The organism is Lutibacter flavus (genome assembly GCF_900188355.1).
Classification (GTDB): Bacteria; Bacteroidota; Bacteroidia; order Flavobacteriales; family Flavobacteriaceae; genus Lutibacter; species Lutibacter flavus.
On record NZ_FZNX01000001.1, the window covers coordinates 985,235 to 1,004,998 of the forward strand.

At 26.4% G+C, this 19,764-nt stretch carries 20 protein-coding genes; 2 read left to right on the plus strand and 18 right to left on the minus strand.

The features are described from left to right. Positions 1 to 18: 18 nt before the first annotated feature. The 5 genes from CHB63_RS04345 to CHB63_RS04365 all read right to left on the minus strand — a co-directional run bounded on the left by CHB63_RS04345 (position 19) and on the right by CHB63_RS04365 (position 5,387). Positions 19 to 861 carry a hypothetical protein gene (locus tag CHB63_RS04345; protein WP_089377179.1) on the minus strand — a complete coding sequence of 281 codons (843 nt, stop codon included), beginning with the start codon at positions 859 to 861 and terminating at the stop codon, positions 19 to 21. Between the two features lie 50 nt (positions 862 to 911). Then, positions 912 to 2,345, minus strand: a complete 1,434-nt coding sequence (locus CHB63_RS04350; RefSeq protein WP_089377180.1) for an MBOAT family O-acyltransferase — start codon at positions 2,343 to 2,345, stop codon at positions 912 to 914. Continuing rightward, complete coding sequence (locus CHB63_RS04355) at positions 2,346 to 3,044, minus strand: acylneuraminate cytidylyltransferase family protein (protein WP_089377181.1); 699 nt, start codon at positions 3,042 to 3,044, stop codon at positions 2,346 to 2,348. Further along, a complete protein-coding gene (neuC, locus tag CHB63_RS04360; protein ID WP_089377182.1) occupies positions 3,044 to 4,201 on the minus strand; it encodes a UDP-N-acetylglucosamine 2-epimerase in 1,158 nt (385 codons plus the stop codon). Before neuC ends, CHB63_RS04355 begins: the two co-directional genes overlap by 1 nt. Before the next feature lie 178 nt (positions 4,202 to 4,379). Continuing rightward, positions 4,380 to 5,387, minus strand: a complete 1,008-nt coding sequence (locus tag CHB63_RS04365; RefSeq protein WP_089377586.1) for an N-acetylneuraminate synthase family protein — start codon at positions 5,385 to 5,387, stop codon at positions 4,380 to 4,382. 98 nt (positions 5,388 to 5,485) lie between these two features. Here CHB63_RS04365 and CHB63_RS04370 point away from each other — a divergent pair, with 98 nt between their 5' ends. Then, on the plus strand, positions 5,486 to 6,304 hold the full coding sequence (locus CHB63_RS04370) for a polysaccharide pyruvyl transferase family protein (RefSeq protein ID WP_089377183.1): 819 nt from the start codon (positions 5,486 to 5,488) through the stop codon (positions 6,302 to 6,304). 19 nt (positions 6,305 to 6,323) lie between these two features. Here the strand turns inward: CHB63_RS04370 and CHB63_RS04375 are convergent, their stop codons facing one another. The 13 genes from CHB63_RS04375 to CHB63_RS04430 form a co-directional block, all read right to left on the minus strand. After that, positions 6,324 to 7,391 (minus strand): galactosyltransferase-related protein, encoded by a 1,068-nt coding sequence (locus tag CHB63_RS04375; protein ID WP_089377184.1) that lies wholly within the window; start codon positions 7,389 to 7,391, stop codon positions 6,324 to 6,326. A gap of 2 nt (positions 7,392 to 7,393) precedes the next feature. Further along, complete coding sequence (locus CHB63_RS04380; protein ID WP_089377185.1) at positions 7,394 to 8,644, minus strand: glycosyltransferase family protein; 1,251 nt, start codon at positions 8,642 to 8,644, stop codon at positions 7,394 to 7,396. Then, positions 8,641 to 9,753 carry a non-hydrolyzing UDP-N-acetylglucosamine 2-epimerase gene (gene wecB, locus CHB63_RS04385; protein ID WP_089377186.1) on the minus strand — a complete coding sequence of 371 codons (1,113 nt, stop codon included), beginning with the start codon at positions 9,751 to 9,753 and terminating at the stop codon, positions 8,641 to 8,643. The genes CHB63_RS04380 and wecB overlap by 4 nt, the downstream gene beginning before the upstream one ends. Before the next feature lie 38 nt (positions 9,754 to 9,791). Further along, a complete protein-coding gene (locus tag CHB63_RS04390; RefSeq protein ID WP_089377187.1) occupies positions 9,792 to 10,535 on the minus strand; it encodes an FkbM family methyltransferase in 744 nt (247 codons plus the stop codon). A gap of 16 nt (positions 10,536 to 10,551) precedes the next feature. Next, positions 10,552 to 11,541 carry a glycosyltransferase family A protein gene (locus CHB63_RS04395; protein WP_089377188.1) on the minus strand — a complete coding sequence of 330 codons (990 nt, stop codon included), beginning with the start codon at positions 11,539 to 11,541 and terminating at the stop codon, positions 10,552 to 10,554. After that, on the minus strand, positions 11,541 to 12,434 hold the full coding sequence (locus tag CHB63_RS04400) for a glycosyltransferase family 2 protein (protein WP_089377189.1): 894 nt from the start codon (positions 12,432 to 12,434) through the stop codon (positions 11,541 to 11,543). The genes CHB63_RS04395 and CHB63_RS04400 overlap by 1 nt, the downstream gene beginning before the upstream one ends. An 84-nt stretch (positions 12,435 to 12,518) precedes the next feature. After that, entirely contained in the window at positions 12,519 to 12,671 is a 153-nt protein-coding gene (locus CHB63_RS17110) for a hypothetical protein (RefSeq protein WP_176420240.1), read from the minus strand. Further along, a complete protein-coding gene (locus CHB63_RS04405) occupies positions 12,668 to 13,519 on the minus strand; it encodes a glycosyltransferase (RefSeq protein ID WP_089377190.1) in 852 nt (283 codons plus the stop codon). Before CHB63_RS04405 ends, CHB63_RS17110 begins: the two co-directional genes overlap by 4 nt. Further along, complete coding sequence (locus tag CHB63_RS04410) at positions 13,519 to 14,520, minus strand: glycosyltransferase family 2 protein (protein WP_176420242.1); 1,002 nt, start codon at positions 14,518 to 14,520, stop codon at positions 13,519 to 13,521. The genes CHB63_RS04405 and CHB63_RS04410 overlap by 1 nt, the downstream gene beginning before the upstream one ends. A 19-nt stretch (positions 14,521 to 14,539) precedes the next feature. Beyond that, positions 14,540 to 15,421 (minus strand): class I SAM-dependent methyltransferase, encoded by an 882-nt coding sequence (locus CHB63_RS04415; RefSeq protein WP_176420244.1) that lies wholly within the window; start codon positions 15,419 to 15,421, stop codon positions 14,540 to 14,542. Positions 15,422 to 15,457: 36 nt separating this feature from the next. After that, positions 15,458 to 16,096: a CmcI family methyltransferase gene (locus CHB63_RS04420; RefSeq protein ID WP_089377193.1), complete on the minus strand. Its 639-nt coding sequence runs from the start codon at positions 16,094 to 16,096 to the stop codon at positions 15,458 to 15,460. Then, a complete protein-coding gene (locus CHB63_RS04425) occupies positions 16,097 to 17,395 on the minus strand; it encodes an ABC transporter ATP-binding protein (RefSeq protein ID WP_176420246.1) in 1,299 nt (432 codons plus the stop codon). It abuts the gene before it with no gap. Between the two features lie 97 nt (positions 17,396 to 17,492). Continuing rightward, positions 17,493 to 18,362, minus strand: coding sequence for an ABC transporter permease (locus tag CHB63_RS04430; protein ID WP_089377195.1), 870 nt, complete (start codon positions 18,360 to 18,362; stop codon positions 17,493 to 17,495). Positions 18,363 to 18,785: 423 nt separating this feature from the next. On the opposite strand from CHB63_RS04430, the gene CHB63_RS04435 reads away from it, so the two are divergent. After that, complete coding sequence (locus tag CHB63_RS04435; RefSeq protein WP_245856769.1) at positions 18,786 to 19,151, plus strand: HU family DNA-binding protein; 366 nt, start codon at positions 18,786 to 18,788, stop codon at positions 19,149 to 19,151. Positions 19,152 to 19,764: the final 613 nt, after the last annotated feature.

The window sequence follows — 19,764 nt, forward strand, 5'->3', positions numbered from 1 at the left end:
TGTTTTAAATTTATTCAATTAATTGTTTTGGTTTTTTTTTAAAATATCAAATGCAACTCTCTTAGAAAATTCTTTAGCTCCTTTATCATTAAGATGGCTACAATTAAAAAAATAAGTATCCTCTAAAAACAATTGAGAATAATCAATAAGATTAGGTATTTTCTCTTTCAATTTTGAACTAAAATCTTTATTTGCTGTATTAAAACAAAATGGAGCCATAAAATAACTTACTTCTATATTAAGTTCTTTGGCAAATTTATTAATTTCTAAAATAATTTTATTGTCCTTTTTTATATAATCTGGTAAACTGGATTTTAAGTTTGTATTTATAGAACCAAATAATGGATTATAACCATTCTCAAGATTAAATTTTGGTTTTTTTCCAATAATTGAATTAAAAAACTCACGAAACCCCAATTTATAATCGTACACCAAATACCTATAAAAGGGAATGAATTTTAATTTATAATAATCTAAATCCCTTTCTTTTATATGTGATGAAATTAAACTATCTCTTATATAAGGCATTAAATAACTTTTCGAAATCATAGAAGTTCCTTCATTATTAAAAACATAATCAATTTGAATAAAAACAGTTTTCACTTTAATTTTTTGATTATTTAAAAGTTTTAACATTAATAAGTAATCATCTATCTTTGCGCCTTGAATACCTAAATTTATAACTTTTTTACCTGTAATTGATTCAATAACATCAGAATCAATTGTATTATGAACTCTTGAGGATCCTAAAAAAACATAATCTATAAATTCTTCATTTAATGAACGAATATAAGAAATTTTATTTCTTGGAATACTTTTCGCATAAACACTAGTGTATAGATAATCTAACAGAAATAACATTAGTATTATTATAAAAAACATTGAAAAGATATATGTGAAAAATTTTTTCATTAAAATTGAAAATATATGAAATTTTGATGATCAGAATACACTCCAAAAACTAAAATCATTAAAATAATTCCAGTCATTTTTATATATGATAACTTTCCAGAAATGGGATGTTCATTATTTCTATTAACCCATTCAATAATTAAAAAAACGCTTATTAATAAAAGTAGTTCAATATTATATCTTTCAATTGATAAATATTCTATTTTAAAATTGAAATTTGTAAACAATCCATTAATATATTTAAAACTTTCTGATAAATTTTTTGATCTAAAAAAGATCCAGGAAAAACTTACCAGACTAAACGTACCAACAATTTGAATTATTTCTTTAGGGTTTGGTAAGCCCTTATTTGTAACAATCGTAGTTGTATTTTTTTTGTTCAAATTTAAAACCAACAAAGGAGTGAAGAATAAGGCGTGTAATCCTCCCCAAATAAGAAATGTCCAATTTGCACCATGCCATAATCCACTTACAAAAAAAACAATAAATACGTTTCTTATTTGTTGTTGTTTTGATCCTCGCGAACCACCTAAAGGAATATATACATAATCACGAAACCAAGTTGTCAGTGAAATATGCCATCGTCTCCAAAATTCAGCTACATCTCTAGAAAAATAAGGATAATTAAAATTTATCATTAAATTAAAACCAAACATTCTAGCAATACCAATTGCTAAATTCGAATAACCCGCAAAATCTCCATATATCTGAAAAGCAAAATAAAAACCCCCCATTAATAAAGAAAGACTATTCAAATTTTCATAATTACTAAAAATTGCATTTGTATAGGTTGCACAACTATCAGCAATTACCATTTTTTGAAATAACCCCCATACAATTAGATGAATTCCACTTTTAACAACAGTAAAATCAAAAGTTCTTTTGATTTTAAATTGAGGTAATAATTGTGATGCTCTTTCAATGGGCCCAGCAACCAACTGTGGAAAAAATGAGACAAATGCGGCAAAATCAATCAAATTAAAAGTCGGTTTTATTTTTTTATTATATACATCAATAGTATAACTTAAAGTTTGAAAAGTGTAAAAAGAAATTCCTACTGGAAGTATAATATTTAAAGAACTTACATCACTTTTAAAGCCAAAATATTTAATTGCCTCAACCCAACTTTCTATAAAAAAATTAAAGTATTTAAAAACACCTAACAAACCCAAATTAAAAAGTAAACTTAACCAAAGTAACCTTTTTCTAATTTTTTCTTTATGGAATCTATTCATTAATAAACCTACAACGAAATCCACAAGTGTACTTAAAACAATTAATCCTAAAAAACGATAGTCCCACCAACCATAAAATACATAGCTTGCAATTAAAAGAAGTAGATTTTGACCTGTAAGCTTATTATTTAGTACCAACCAATATAAACAAAAAACAATTGGCAAAAACACTAAAAAAGGAATAGAATTAAATAGCATTTAAATACCTAATTTTATTATCATCTTTTCAGCTTTCAACCAATCATCTAGGGAATCAATATTTACATGAAATGTAGAATCTGATACAATAAAGCCTAACTTTTCACCAAAAAACGATTTCCTATTTTGTAAAACACTCATTTTTGTTAAATAAATAGCCCCATCTCTATAATAACATTTTGGTAATTCTTGTCTTCTCGTTATTATTTCTTTATCTCCAGTACTTATTTCTATATTTCCATTATTTTTTTTTTCAAATACCCAATGTGGATTAAATTGGTGAGGAACTTCAAGAACAGAAACTAAACAATCTTTTTGTGTCTCTTCAAATTTTAAAATAGCCTCATCAATAAAAGAAGATGTTCTAAATGGATTGGTAGGTTGTAATAAACAGATCGCATCATATTCATTTCCATTTTCTTTTAAAAATTCAATTGCATGAATGACAGTTGAAATAGTAGGACTTTCATCAGTAGCCAACTCTTTTGGTCGTTTTACTACTTTAATATTTTTATAACTATTGGCTATTGCTAAAATAGCTTCATTATCTGAACTTACAATAATATCTGTAACTAATTTAGAGTTTAAAGCAGCCTCAATTGTATAACTTATTAATGGTTTTCCTTTCAATAACTTGCTATTTTTTTTAGCAACTCCTTTAGACCCTCGTCGTGCTGGTATAATCCCTAAAATCTTCATTAATATTCAATTGTTTTGTGGTAATGTAAAGGCAATGAAGCTAATGCATCAGCTATTTTAATACCTGCTGTACCATCCCCATAAATTGTTCCTTTTGCTATTATTTTAAATTTTAAACATTCCTTAATTCCATTAATAATTTGTTCTTTATCATAAATTACATCCAGTACATTTTCTCCTCGTTGTCTCCTATATTGCCTTGAGCCAATATTTACAACAGGTACTCCTAAATAGGAACATTCTCTTATTCCAACACTTGAATTACCTATCAAACATTTTGAATTTACCAATAATTTTAAAAAATCATTAGGTTCCATATTTTTAAAAAAACGAATGTTTTTTGGTTGTTTTAGTTCTCTATAAGTTCTTATTCCAGACGATGTTCCATCAGAGCCGGAATCAACATTTGGCCAAAACCAAAAAGTAGGAATGTCTAACGAGTCTATCGCTATTAAAGTTTCTGTTACATCCTTCTTTGCTTGTTTATATTCATTGGTTACTGGATGCTGCATCACTATTAAGTAGCCCTCTTTCCAAAATATTTCATTCCCAACACCTCCATATTTTGTAATTGGATTGAAGTCTAATGCTGAATTTTGTAAAACTTCTTTTGCTAAATCTATAGATGGGCAACCGGTGTTGATAACCATTTCAGGATTTTCACCTAATTTTATAACTCTATTTCTTGCATCTTCTGAAGCTACTAAATGAATATCTGCTAATTTGGTATTTGCATGCCTTACTTTCTCATCAATATTTCCTGTCACTTCACCACCCTGTATATGTACTAATGGAATATTTTGATAAGCAGCCGCTATTGAAGTAGCAATAGTTTCAAATCGATCCGCTATGGTAACTACTGCATCTGGCTTTAATTTATAAAATACATTGCTCAATTCCATAACTCCCAATCCAGTTGTTTTAGCCATGGCGGTTGGGTTTTCTCCTTCCAAAACCATAAATACCTTTTCATCTACCTTAAAACCATCATTTACAATATAATCCACAGCATTACCATACCTTCCTAATAAAGCTGAACCTGCAACAACCAATTGCAATTCTAATTTAGAATGCCTTTTAATAGCAACCAAAGCAGATTTTATTCTACTATATGATGGCCTGGCCGTAATAACAACACATATTTTTCTCTTTGTCATTTGAATATTTTATGAGTTTTTAAAAGTAGTTAAAAATTAATAAGGGCGAAAGTGAATTTGACAAGAGTTTATTTTAATTTAAATCCTCTCAAATCTAATGAACTGCTTGAAACAAAAGGATTGAATTCTAATTTAATGAATAATTTTGCTACAAATAAACCCAACTATATCAATAAAATCATTCAATATCATTCATATTTAAAAATTCCCATTGCTTCATATTTCGCAATAATTTCTTGCCAATTATTAATTCAAATTTATCTGCAGAAATTCCATATCCTTTTGGCTTTTTAGCTTCTAAATCATTAAAAGAAAGGATATGACCTTCTTTTAAATTTTTATTTACAGCCAACGATTTTTCAAAAATTTGTTTTAAATCATGAAATAGCTCATTTTTATTCTTATTCACTGGTTTTTTAATAGCGTTTTCAATATTCCTAACAGCCTTTACCAATTGACTAATCTCATTTATAGTTAAAGATGACTTAGCATCAGGCCCTTTTGAATTTTTGTCAAATACTGCATGAAATTCAATAATTTCAGCACCCAAAACTACAGCTGCAATACACGCCTCAATAGATGAAGAATGATCTGAAAAACCTATAGGCACTTGATATCTTTTCTTTAATTCTTCAATTACATTTAAGCCCCATTGATTAGAAACGGTTGGATAACTAGTTGTACATTGTAACAAAGAAAAAGAAATATTTCTAGCCCTTAAAAATTGAGCTGTTTTATCAAGTTCATCATATGAACTCATTCCAGTTGAAACAATAATTGGCTTTTTAGTTTGAGCTAATTTTTCTAAAAGTAAAAAATTTGAAACTTCACCCGAACCTACTTTATATCGTTTCACTCCAACTTTTTCAAGTAAATCTACTGCCGCATTACTAAATGGGGAGCTCATAAATTCTATCCCAACTTGATTGCAATGTTCCTTAATTTCAACCCATTGTTCAAAGGAAAACTCCATTCGTTTCCAATAATCAAAACGTGTTTTATCTCTTTCAGAAAATTTTATTCTAAATGGTTCATAAATACTACTTTCGGCAACCGCTATATGCGTTTGAAATTTTATAATATCAATACCTGTTTTAGATAAAGCATCTATATAATTATGAACTTCGGTTATGTTTCCATCATGTGCTTGTGCTATTTCTGCAATAATGAATGTTTTTTTTATCATTTTAAAATATTTATTTAAAAGTACTATATTCAATTCATCTACCAAAAAATATAATAAATTGCAAAAGAATTTAATTTTAACAATTATTTTATTAATATATGTTTGTATCTAGAAAAACAATTCCTCTTTTTTGGTGGTCATCAATTAAATTTGAAAATAAAAAGCAAGAAAATTTTGGAGATATTATTGGTCCATATTTGATAAAAAAAATTTGTCAGAAAGAAGTAAGGTTTATACAACCAAAAAAAAGAAAATTATTTCAATACTTTACTAAAGTTTACTTTACTGTAGGTAGCATTTTACCGCACGTAGACAAAAAAAGTATTGTCTGGGGTAGTGGATTGATTGATAAAAATACAAATATATTAAATGCATCATTTCTTGCTATAAGAGGACCTATAAGTAGAAAAATACTTTTGAAAAAAGGCTATTCAATACCTGAAGTTTATGGTGATCCAGCATTACTTTTACCAAATTTTTATTCATCTTATGAAAAAAAAATATATAAAATTGGAATAATCCCACATTATGTTGATTATGAATTGGTATTGAATTGGTACATTGATACCCCTTCAATTAAAATTATTAATTTATTGAATAATTCTGTAGAAGCTGTAATTAATGAAATATGTAGTTGTGAAACTATTATTTCCTCATCTTTACATGGAATTATCGTTTCTCATTCTTATAATATTCCTGCTGTTTGGGTCAAATTTTCTAATAACCTTTTTGGGGATGATATTAAATTCCATGATTATTTTGAATCTGTAAAGATTTCAAATATTTCAAGTACAAAATTTGAAGAAAAAAAAACAAAAAAAGAATTAATACGCTTAATTGAACAAAAAAGTATTTTAATCAACGTAGAAGTTATTAAATCATTACAAAAGGGATTAATGGATGTTTGCCCGTTTTAAATATTATAGTAAAATAAAATTAACACATTGAAATTGATAATTTAATAGCATTACCCTCTTTATCCCATTCATATTCATAATAAGAATTTCTATAATGAGCTATAATAGTTCCTAAAATAAAATTGTTTATTGTTTGTAATTCATAAAATGTATGAAAATTCATACCTAATATTTTTTTAACTTTATTTTTAATTGACTTATATTTAGGATGTATCCCAATTATCAATATTAAGTTTAGTCCTTTATAGTTATCAAAAATTCCATATAACAAAGCATCAATCTCACTTTTTTGATTTGTTAATATAACTTCTTTAGAATTTAACTTTGAAAAAATTTGAGCTTTTGGAATTTTCCCCCATTCAAAATTAGTATTTGCTTTTATACTTTTTTTTTGAATAACATTTTTAAGGTATTGGTTATTTATTTTTTCTAAACTAGAATGAAATGGTTCTTTACTTGTAGCAAAACGATAAATTCTTGAATGCCACTGATGTAAAATTAAAACTTTCTCATTATAAAATTTCAAGTCAAAATTTGCATTCAATAATCTACAATGTACATCAGTATCTTCAGCTCCCCAACCATGATAAAATTCATCATACCCATTTAAAAATTTTAAAAGTTTGGTTGGGTATAATGTCATACCTGTTGCCTCTCTATTAGATAAATGTTTTATTGAATATTTTTCAAAAGGTTTATCCAATTTAGATTCTTCTTTGTTTAAAAAGCCTACCTGAAAATATATGGCTCCATTTTCATTTTTAAAAAAATTCAAATATTCAATAAAGTCTTCTTTAAAAATCATGTCAATATCTCCAACAAAAAAATAAGGAGTATTGCAATTCTTTAATGCAATATTAATAGCTTTAGACTTATTCCACAATTGTTTAGATGCTGGACAGCTAAAATAATTAATAAAAGAATATGATTTAATAAGAAATTCCAAATCTTTAGTAATTAATTGTTCACTCCCATAATTTACTAATATAACTTGAAAATTAATATTAGATTGATATTGTAATGAGTTTAAACATTTTTCAACAATTTGAATTGAACGATTTTTATATGTAAAAACAAGTGTAATCATTTTTATTCTGTTAAATCATTTATTATTTTTAGTAGATATTTACCAGAAAGATAATCTATTAAATCTTTTCTATCTAAAATTAAATTTTTGCGATTTTTTAACCAAATTAAATAAATGTTAGTGAGATGTAATTCAATTTTATTAACATTATCAATAGTGCTCCAATAGGGGTATTCCTTTCCCAACAATCGTCTACATTCGCTATAATATGGTCCTAACAGAAGCAATGTCTTTTTTGCTTGAATACAATGTGGAAATTTTCCCGGTAAAAAGGGACTAATACTACCTAATGCCTCCAATATAATATTTACGGATGCATTATGTTGCATTGTAATAACTGTATCAAATGGTACATATCCGTCACTCAATATTAGTTGTGGAATCTTTTTCTGTTTTTCAATAATGAAATTATCAAAAGATGATTTATTACCTACAAAAATAAGATGTGAATGTTCTTTTGCCTTTGGATTTTTTTCTAAAAAAAGTTCAAAAGCCTTTATTAGAAAAATAGGGTTTCTTGTGCTCATCAAGTTACCAGCATGAAACAAGTTAAAATTATTAATATTAAAATAACTCGGAAGTAAGTTATCATTTACATTTTGTCTTGCTATTTGATGTGGAATAATTATTTCTTTACCTTTTTGATTTTTGTAATACCCCCCCATCCATTCAGCTAGAAGTTTGCTTGGATAAACTAAATATTTTGACTTCTCTACAATTTTAAGGAAAAAATCTCTTTTAAATTGATGTCCTGGTTCAACCCAATCATATGGCCTTGGATAACTATGCATTGGGTAAGGGTCATGAATATAAGCTAACCATTTCGAATGCCAATGTGGCATTTTAAGAATAGCTTTATGGGGTCTAAAACTTGCGGCTTTACTTAGTGTTAAAACCCAATCTGGGTTAAAGTCTTTTTCTCTTTCTAAAGAATGTAATATACTGTTACAGTCATTAAAAAACGTAAAAGAAAACCCAAATATTTTCTCAATAAATTTAGCTAAGTTAATATTAAATGTTCTTTGAAGAACTCTTTGAGATCTACTTAAAAAATATAATAAACTCCATTTTTTCTCTGGAATTTGAACACATTTAATATTTTCTAGATGAATTTTTTTTCGGGAATAATGGTATACTTTTAATTTAAAACCAACCTCTCTTAAATTAAGAATTAAAGAAACATTTGCTTTTGAACCACTGCTATCATTAACATCAATTGAATCTACGACTATTAGTATTTTTTTAGTTGTCATAAATCTCTATTAATTTTCATAAAATCAACAATAATTTTTGAAGCATTTCCTTTTCCATATGGATTACTTTTATCAACCAAATTAGGTGCAAAATTTAATAACTCAGTAACTTTTGCTACAATTTTTTTAGCATCTGTTCCTACTAAAAATGAAAAACCTTCCTTAATTCCTTCATCTCTTTCAGTGGTTTCTCTTGTCACTATAACAGGTATTTTTAATGATGGTGCTTCTTCCTGTATACCTCCAGAATCTGAAATTATTATGCAAGATTTACTCATTAACCAAACAAAAGAAGGATAATCTAAAGGATTAATTAAATGTATATTTTCTTTATCTGAGAGAATTTCAAAAACTATTTTTTGAACATTTGGATTTAAGTGTACCGGATATACAATTTCTACATTTTTAATTTTAGAAATCTCAAGTATTGCATTACAAATGTTTTCAAACCCAGTCCCAAAACTTTCTCTTCTGTGGCCTGTAACTAAAACTAATTTTTTAGTTAAATCCAACTTTGCTTTTAATTGTTTTATACTAGAAGTAATATACCCCTCTTTAATCTTTTGCAATGTTAAAAACAAAGCGTCAATTACTGTATTACCTGTAATAATAATATCAGATTTAGAAACACCTTCTTGCAATAAATTTTTTGCAGCATTGTCTGTTGGTGAAAAATGAATGTTAGCAATACGCCCTGTTAATTGCCTATTTAATTCTTCAGGGAATGGAGATTTTTTATTATAGGTACGTAAACCAGCCTCTATATGTCCTACTTTTATTCCTTTATGAAAGGCAGCCAAAGAGACGGCAGTTGAAGTTGTTGTATCTCCATGAACCAAAACCAAGTTGAACGTTTCATTTGATAGCACAGTATCAATAGACTTTAATATACTGGCAAACAATTCATTTAAACTTTGGTTCTTACGCATTAAATTTAAATCATAATCTGGAATAATTTCAAAAAAATTAAGGACCTGATCTAACATTTCTCTATGTTGTGCTGTTACACAAACTTTTACCTCAAATTTATTTTTCAATAATTCAAAATAAACTGGAGCCATTTTTATGGCTTCAGGTCGTGTTCCAAAACAGAGTAGTATTTTTGTCATTCTTAAAAACTATAAACAATTTACTTTTTTTAATACTTTTAGCTGGTAAAGCTTAATGATTTATGTAAAAATAAACCATTAAATTGAACCATTCTTCCTGAATTAATATATTCAGGATTTATATATACTAAATCATAATCTAATTTTTTTAATTGATTGCATATCTCTAAGTAATCCTTTTGCCCTTCGTATAAATTTACTAAAGAAAGCTCTAAATAAAAACCAACAATGTTATAGTTAACTTCCTTAACTTTGGATAAAACCATATGTTCATAGCCTTGAATATCCATTTTTATAAATACATTTTTAGCTTGTTTAATTATTTCATTTTTATTTAAAGTAACTAATGTTATTTGCTTGGATATTTCTTTTTTAACATAATGACTATTTGGTACATTATATTTAGTATTTTTTATATCTAAAATAGAACTATTTCCTATTAAATTAGAAATATTAATTTCAACTTCTTTTTCTTCATTACCCATACAACATTTTTCATAAATAGTCCATAAAGGAAAAGGTTTTGAGTTTTCAACTAATTTTTCATAAACAATTGACAAAGGTTCTATTGAAATTATTTTATTTTTATACCCATACGAATAAATTTCTTTTCCAAACTGACCTTTATTTGCTCCTATATCAATTATAAGGTCTGTATTTACTTCATTTAAAAGTTTAACAAGTTCATTTTCTTTTGTTCCGTAGCCTAATTTACCATTTAATTTTACAAAATCATAACCTAAATATTTTAATACTTTCTTTAAACTTTTTTTAAATTTCATATTGTTTAATTAACTTTTAAAATATTTTTAACCATTTCATTTTTTTTAAAATCTTATACATTCCACTATAAAAATATCTTAAAATGATTGATTGTCTATTAAGATTATATGTTCTTGAATTTGGTTTTAAATTTTTTCTTTCAATTTTTAAAAACTCATAACTTTCACACCATTTTGGAATAGAATGACCAAGATGGTAAGCAAACGCATTATTAGTTGAAAGTCTTCCATAACCAAATTTATCAATAAACTTATCTATAAATACTCCTTCATCTCCCATTTTAAAAGTATATTTAGGCTTATTTAATGGAAGATCCTTGAATATTCTTGAATTATATGTTGCAATAAAATGAGTAGCCCCCAAGCAAGATTTCACATTATTCTTCTCTAAATAATAGTGCAAATCTAAACAATCATAATTTTTCTTTTTAAAAAAGTTAGGATTGTTGCTAATGCCTTGTTTAAAAAGTGCGAATGATTTTGAATTAATAATATTTCCTTTTTTTAATTTAAATAAATTTTTAATTATATAAGATGAATTATGATAATCAACTAAATGAGGAGACGGAACTGGACTCACAACTCCTATATTAGTAAAGTTATTAAAAACTTTAAATACTTCATCTTCCCAATTATTAAAATAAAACACATCAGCATCAGCAATTGTTATATAAGGCTCATAACAACCTTTTGCTTCTGATAAAATTGTGTATACTTTGCCGTAATTTGTAGCTAATTTCACATGCTTGTCAATTTTTGCCTCTAACAAAAGACAATCTATATAATCTGAAACTTCTTTTTTACAATTATTATTGATTATTGTAATTACCGTTTCTGATGCATCTGTAGTTTTTAAAAGAGATTGAATACTTACCTTAAAAATCTCAAATAAATTAGAAAAATATGTGACATCCGAATCTGGAATATAAACAGGTATAACAATTCGATGAAAATTATTTTGAATTTTTGAATTTTTAAATTTTTCAGGATTTGGAATTGTTCGCATTATTTCTTTATTTTTAATGAGAAGATATTAGATGTAGTTAAAATGTATTTATTTAAAAAACTTAAATTATATCTTTCCAGTATTTTAATAATCTTAAACTTATATTTTATCATATTTAAACTTCCCCATTTTTTATGAAATTTTATTACTCCTTCAGACATTTTATCATCTTTTAGCTCCCAATATCCCTTATTCTTTCTAACATACTCTGGAAGTTCTTTATTGTTTAAATTAATTTTATTTATAATAAATTCATCATTATTTTTCATCTCTTTTGTAACAACCCCATCAAGATGTCTAACTTTTGATTTACAAACCAAGGCATGCTTTATATTATATTTTATAAGACACATAGCATAATCATTGTCCGCATAATAAAATTTAAATCTTTCATCAAATTTTTTAATTTTATTAAAAATAGTAGTATCAACAATAAAACACCAACCTGTCATTTCTTTTTGTATTTCATAACCTAAAACAAAATTATTTAGTTCTATTTTCTCTTTATTGATCTTATTTGAAGTTTCATCATATGGTGAAAATGATAAAATCTCAGGGTGTTTTTTTTTTACTTTTATGATTTCAGCAAACCAATTTTCATAAAAAATCAGATCGTTATTACATAGGGCAATATAATCACCTGAAGCAGTTTCTATACCAATATTCAAAAATTTATGAAAGCCAAACTCTTCATCTGGTATGATAACTTTTATATCAATTGAAAACTCATAATTTTTATAATATTCTTTGTTACTTTCAACTAGAATAATTTCTAAGCCAAACTCTTCACCAAACTTTTCAGAGTTTTTAAGTGTCGTTATACTGTTAATAGTTGTTTCATAGATTAAATCAGTAACTGTATTAGACAAAAAAATGGCTGAGAGTTTTATCATATTTAATAAGTTCTTTTATAAAAATTGAAAAATCTATTATTATTATTATATTGTTTAATTCACACATAACCATAAATTCAATATTTATATATATTTCCCAATAATTGCAATGGATTTTTTTAGACTTTGAACATCAGCAAGATAAGCATTAAATCGTTTATCTTTTTGATGTTCAAATGATTGAAGTGTTTCTTCAAAAAAAGTGTATTTGTAGTATTGAATTACAATTGCAATCATATTTTTAAAATATTTTTTATAAAATTAATATGATATTTACTTATCGGTTTGACAAAAATTAACTGTCCCCAAATTTTAATAGCATTTACAATTAATCCTAAATCAATTAATTTATTTAAAAATTTAACTCCATTTTTGAATTCAATCAATTGAAATTTAGTGTTTTCTGTAATTTCAATTACTTTAAGAGGTAATCTGTTTTTATAAAAATTATGCAATTTAATAGTAGATTCATACCAAGATTTATCTAAATTTCCTTTAGAAAAATGCTCTAACAAAATTTGATTTGTTACTACAATTTTATAGTTAAAACGCTTACACTCAAATGCTAAATTTAAATCGTAATTATGAAATCCATGTAATTTTTCATTAAATTTAATTTCATCATCTTTACGCCAAGCCATAAAAACGCCATCTATTACAACAACTTCTTCTAATAACTGGTTTGCAAAACCCGTACTCCAATGCTCCATTATTTTATTTGGAAAATGCTGTAAAATATTAATTACTCTATATTTCTCTTCACAATCCCACCAAGCTGAAGGCATTTTGGTTTTCATTTTTGCCCCTGCAATACCAATAAGTCCAATTTTATTATCGGATTGAAATATTTCGTTAATTTTTATTCCCCATTTTTGGGTATGAAACAACACATCGTCATGAATAAAACATAAAAATAAACCCTTACTTTTTTCAATACCAATATTATAAGCTTCAAAAATAGAATACCGGTTTTTAGAATTATCAATTACAATTAATTCATACTCACAACCTACCGTACTTTTTATGTTTTCAGATAAATTACTGTTAATCTTTTTGGCTTTTGAACAGATAACAATTGAAATCATTAATTTGTTTTTAATTTAAATAATCTTAAAAGTTTTATTCTCAAATTATTTTTAAATTTATAGTTTTTTAAAAACACATCCAAAACAGTTCCCAAAAGTATAAAACCTTTCACTTTTCCACCATTTCTAATTAACAATATGGCTTTTTTATATTTTAGTTTATTGATAATTCCTTTATTTATTTTTACTATTTTTTTAAAATTTGATAGGTTTTGAGACCTTAAAAACTTTAAAACCTTTTTTTTCATTACATTATCAATATCAATAATTGTAATTCTATTTTCCTTCTTATTGGCTTTCGCTATTACACTTCCACTATGGTACCTAAAATTATTTAACAACTTAGCTGAGTAACTAATTTCATTATTTGCAATTAGTTTAAAATATAAAACCCAATCCCCACAATACCTTAACTTTGAAATTATATTTTTACTCCCTAATTTATCGAGTGCTTTCTTTTTAATTACTGCAGCACTTGCATTCGGTATAATATTTTTATAAATCAAAAACCGTTCTATAAATTCATTCCCATACATTGTGAAATTTGATAAAAACAACTGACTATCTAAATCCTCAGTATGATTTAACCAAGAGCCCGTAACTATTCCGTTTTTATTTACTCTATAAGATTGACAATATGAAAGAACAATTTCATGATTATTAAGCATTGGTTCCAATACAGACTCTAAAAAATTTAATTCACAAAAATCATCTGATTCTGCTATCCATACATATTCTCCTTTCGCTAATGAAATTCCTTTGTTCCATTGTATAAATGTATTTCCTGAATTTGAACTGTTAAAAATACAATGGCTTACTTTTGTATTTTTAGCATATTTAGTTAGTATTTCTCGGCTATTATCTGTACTGCAATCATCCAATAATATAACCTCAAAGTTTTCATAAGATTGTTTAAAAACACTATCCAAACGCTGTTTTAAGTATTTAGAATGATTGTAATTAGGTACAATTATTGAAACTAAAGGACTACTATTTTTCAACTTTATTCTTTTATTATTACTAATTATTTAGAGCTTTATCTCTATTTATTTTCCTCATTATTTTTTTGATATAAAAAAACGGGAAAACAATAATCTTTCCAATTCTAAATGAAATTGTTTCATGAATAATTTGTAATTTTTCTTTAAAAAGTTTCTGAAAATATAAATCTGTTATGTTTTTCCCATTGAAAAAGGAAGGTTTTATTCTTATTTCAGCAATATCCGATGCTATAACAATATTATACAAAGGTTGATTTATTGTTTCTTCAATCTTTGTATTATCACCAGAGTAAATTGTTATGTCAAAATTATTTTGTTCAGAAACAAATGAATTAAAATTATATGCTTTTTGAAATAAAAAAGTTGTTTTATTGAAATAATTATTTACCAATGTTTTAAATTCTTCAAAATATAATTCTTTTATATGAAATGGATTTATTTGACCACTCAAATCAGTATAATATTTTTTATCCGGAGAAGACATTATTAAAATACCTTCTTGTTTTAAAACCCTTTTTATTTCCAACATCATTTCTTCATGCTTATCGTGATGCTCAATAGTTTCAAAACTAACCACTATATCTATGGAATTTGATTCTAAAGGAATATTGTCAGCACTGCCTAAAATATATTTTAAATTATTTTTAGCATACTTTTTATTGGCGTTTTTGATTGATTCAATATCAATATCCACACCTATTACCTGAGCTGCAGTAGTAGATAAAATATTAGATCCATAACCTTCTCCTGAAGCAATATCTAAAACTACTTTGCTTTTTACAAAATCATTTGCAATAGCATACCGATGCAAATGCTCAATAGTAACATTTGAAAAATCATAAAACTCTAATCTTTCACCTGATGAAATATATTTATTCCGAATTGGCTTTTTTAATCTCACTTTAATTTTATATTTTTATTCTCATTGTTAAAATAACTATATTATTTTCTTTAAATATCCATTCACATTGAATGTTGCATTTTTACCAAACATATCGCACCATTTTCTATCTACAATATATTCTGGATGAACTGGTAAGAACTCTCTAATTGCTTTAAGTGGTCCTCCATTATATTTTTTTTCTAGACCTAATTCGTTAATAATTCCATCTTCAACTATAAAATACGAATCCTTAGAAACAATATCATAAAATTTATTTAAAGCTCCCATAGTGTCTTTATACATGTGAGACGCATCTTCTATAACTAAAATTTTTTTGAATTTTTTTGTTAAGTTGATATCATAATTTAACCATCCATCTAAAAAAAAATTAATCCGTTTGTGTTGTTTAACTAAAGGATTGATATTATCTACAATATCAATTGCATGAACTTCTCCATTTCCTAAACTATCCATTAAATCCGCTATGTAAAGAGCTCCGCCTCCGAATCTAGTTCCTATTTCAATAACTAAATCGGGCTTTACTTCACTAATTATCATTTGGTAAATCACATAGTCAAAAGGGCATCTAATAGCTTTTATACCTTTGTATGTTACCTGATGATGACCTGCATCTATTGATTTTATATTTACTTGAACCTCCTCATCAGAAGGAGTTGATCTAAATTTAAACATCTATAATTTTATTTTTACTGATTGCCATTTTAATAAAGGTCTAATAATTCCTGGTAAATCGCCAACATATTCACCTCTTGTAGGGCTATTTGAAATATTGTCAATCATATTAAATACGATAGCTTCCCTTTGGTGAAAATGAATTTCAAATGGGTCATGCGTAACTAAAGCAACCCCAACAATAATGATTCCTTCAGATAAAATATTTTTTGGTATCCAAACAGTCGTTTCATAAATCCCCTTATCCTTTTTTTCAAAATAAAGATCTGTATTATTCTCATGAGTATCAAAAATATTTACACCACTACTATTATAGAAATTAAATGCTGAATGTATTTTCTTCTTACCTTCAACGGCAATATAACACATTGTTATACCAATTTCTTCTGTGATTAAAAAATTTTCTTTACGAATAAAATCCTTATCGTGTGCTTTAACATATTTAATTTTTGCAACACTATTGCCATTTTGAGCATCATTCCATTCTTTTATAGAAGAAGTTCCAAATTCTGAATTTAAATAAAATTCAACAATTTCGGTAGTTAATCCATGTTTAACGATTTCACCGTTCTTTAAAAGTATTGCCGTATTACATAACCTTAAAACAGCATCCATGTTATGACTCACAAACAGCACAGTTCTTCCTTCCCCTTTGCTAATATCCTGCATTTTTCCAATGGCTTTTTTTTGGAACTCTGCATCACCAACTGCCAAAACCTCATCTATAACTAAAATATCAGGTTCTAAAAAAGCAGCTACTGAAAATGCCAAACGAACTGTCATACCACTACTGTAACGCTTTACAGGCGTATCTATATAGCGTTCACAACCTGAAAACTCTACTATTTCATCTAATTTTGCATTAATTTCAGCTTTGGTCATTCCTAAAATAGCGCCATTTAAATAGATATTTTCTCTTCCTGTAAGTTCTGGATGAAACCCTGTACCAACTTCCAATAAAGATGCAATACGCCCTCTACTTTTAATACTCCCAGTTGTTGGACCAGTTACTTTAGACAATATTTTTAACAAAGTTGATTTTCCGGCACCATTTTTTCCTATTATGCCTAAAACTTCCCCTTGTTTAACTTCAAAATTAATGTCTTTTAATGCCCAAACATAATCAGATGTTCCTTTTGTTGCGCGGTCATTTACTTCTCCTATTTTTAAAAAAGGATCTTCCTTACCTCTAACTTTATGCCACCACCTGTTTAAATCATGGCTAATAGTTCCTGTACCAACATTACCTAACCGGTATTGTTTACTGAGGTTTTCTATTTTTAGAATGGTATTTTTCAATTGTATTTATTATTATAATCTATAAGATTCGCAGTCAAGCTGAGAATGACCTAAATTAATATTTATTATCAATAATTTTCATCCCTTTATTTGAAACCTAAACAGTGTCAATAAAATTCTTTTCCGCTCTGTTAAATATAACAATTCCTGAAATTAATATTATTACGGTTATTGAAATGGCATATATAAACATTGAAATATTAAATTTCCCAGTATTCAACAACATAAATCGAACGGTTTCAATAACAAAAGACAATGGGTTATACTCAACTATCCAAGCATATTTTGGTAATTTCTCAACAAAAAATGAAACTGGATACATCACTGCAGAAATATACATTAATAACTGCATACCAAAACCAATCAATATTTTTAAATCTCTGTATTTTGTAACCATAGATGAAATAATCATTCCTAATCCTAAACCTAACATTCCCATAATTAGTACCATAAAAGGGAATAAAAATGTAAATTTATTTAAACTTATGGATGCTCCATTTACATAGTAATAAATAAAAAACGCAATAAATATGAATAATTGTATCCCAAACTTTAATAAATTGGAAATTACAATTGAAAATGGCATAATAATTCTTGGAAAATATACTTTTCCAAAAATACCTGCATTGGATGTAAATGTATTAGAAGTTGCTGTTAAACACTCTTTAAAGTAATTCCAAATAGTTATTCCTGCCAAATTAAACAAAAAAGGAGGTACACTTCCTGTTGAAATATTGGCTACGTTATTAAATATTAATGTAAATATTACTGATGTAAATAAAGGTTGAATTAAATACCACAACGGACCTAAAATAGTTTGCTTGTATACAGTAACAACATCACGTTTTACAAATAACATTAACAAATCACGGTATTGCCAAACTTCTTTTAAATTTAAACTAAGGAGTTTATTTTTTGGAGTTATTTCAAATAACCAATCATCGGTATCTATAATATTGTCCTTCATTAATAGGGTTTAGAATAAGTTTTATTAGGGGTTACTTTTTCTATAGGGGTAAATATACATTATAGTTGTTGGAATTAAAAATTAAATCATATTAGGAATTAATGATTTTTTGTTACCACATTATTAATTTATATCAATAAAACAGTATACTTTACCGAGCTTTTTCCAGCCTAAAAAATCAATTCAATTGAAATAATCTTACGTTATAAATCATTAGCATAGTTTAAAAAATTAACAACATATTTTTAAATTCTTCAAATATTAATCGATTTTCACACACAATTAATAAACTTTTTAACAATAAAATGTTATTAACTAAATTTATTAAATAAACTTTAAAACTTTATTTCTAATTAATTTTGTTTCAATGCTTCAACGAAGAAGCAGGTAAATATTTTTTTTATTATGGTTACTATTAAACCAATGGAACGTCGCAATCCGCAAGACGTAAACGCGGTAAACAAGTATTATGCAAAAGCGATCTCTCAAGGAGTGATTGATTTTGAAAGACTTGCATATTTAGTGTCTAACCAATGTACGGTTCGTGAATCGGATTGTTACGCAGTACTGCGTGCTTTAGAGCATAACATTATTGATGAACTAAAACAAGGTAAAGTAGTGCAACTTGGCGGTTTGGGAAATCTTCAAGTAGGTGTTAGATCAAATGGTGAAGAATTGGCTGAAAATGTAAGTGCAGCCTCTGTTAAAAAAGCGCATATGAATTTTAGACCTGGTGCTAAATTAAGAGATATGCTGGAAATTATGAAATACAAAATCACTACCGGTTAGGACCCCGATTATTGAGTTGTATTTTTTAAGAAAATCCCGAGCTGTTCCCGCAGCTTGGGTTTTTTTATGTTTAAAAACCAAGCTATTTTATTAGTATAAAGTTCTATAACTATTTAATAAATTAGTCAATCTATACTAATAAATCCTCTAAACTATTAGTATTCCTCTCCTAAACTACTTAATAAATAAAAAGTTTATTAGTATCTTTTTTTAACATTTAAAAAACATAAAAATGTAGCCTTTTATCGTTATTATTTTAACTCTTTTATACTTTCTAGTCACTTTGTTAGGTAGAAAATTAAATTTTGTTCTGTTATTTCACAAAATAAAAAAACTATATTAGTCTGTTTTTTAACGAATTAAAACATAATTGTAATTTTATTAGAACTAGTTTTTTGGGAAAAATCTACTGCTTTTACCTATTATCAACACCAAAATCATTGTCAGTTCGAGTGATTTTAAAGTTTCTGAAATTTAATTTAAAACTAAAACATAGTACTTTAAAATTGTATCGAGAACCGTAATAAATACTTCTCGATACAATTTTCTAAGGAAAATCACTCGAAGTGACGGTTGTTTTAGCATTTCGGCTGTTCGAGTAGGACAATATATT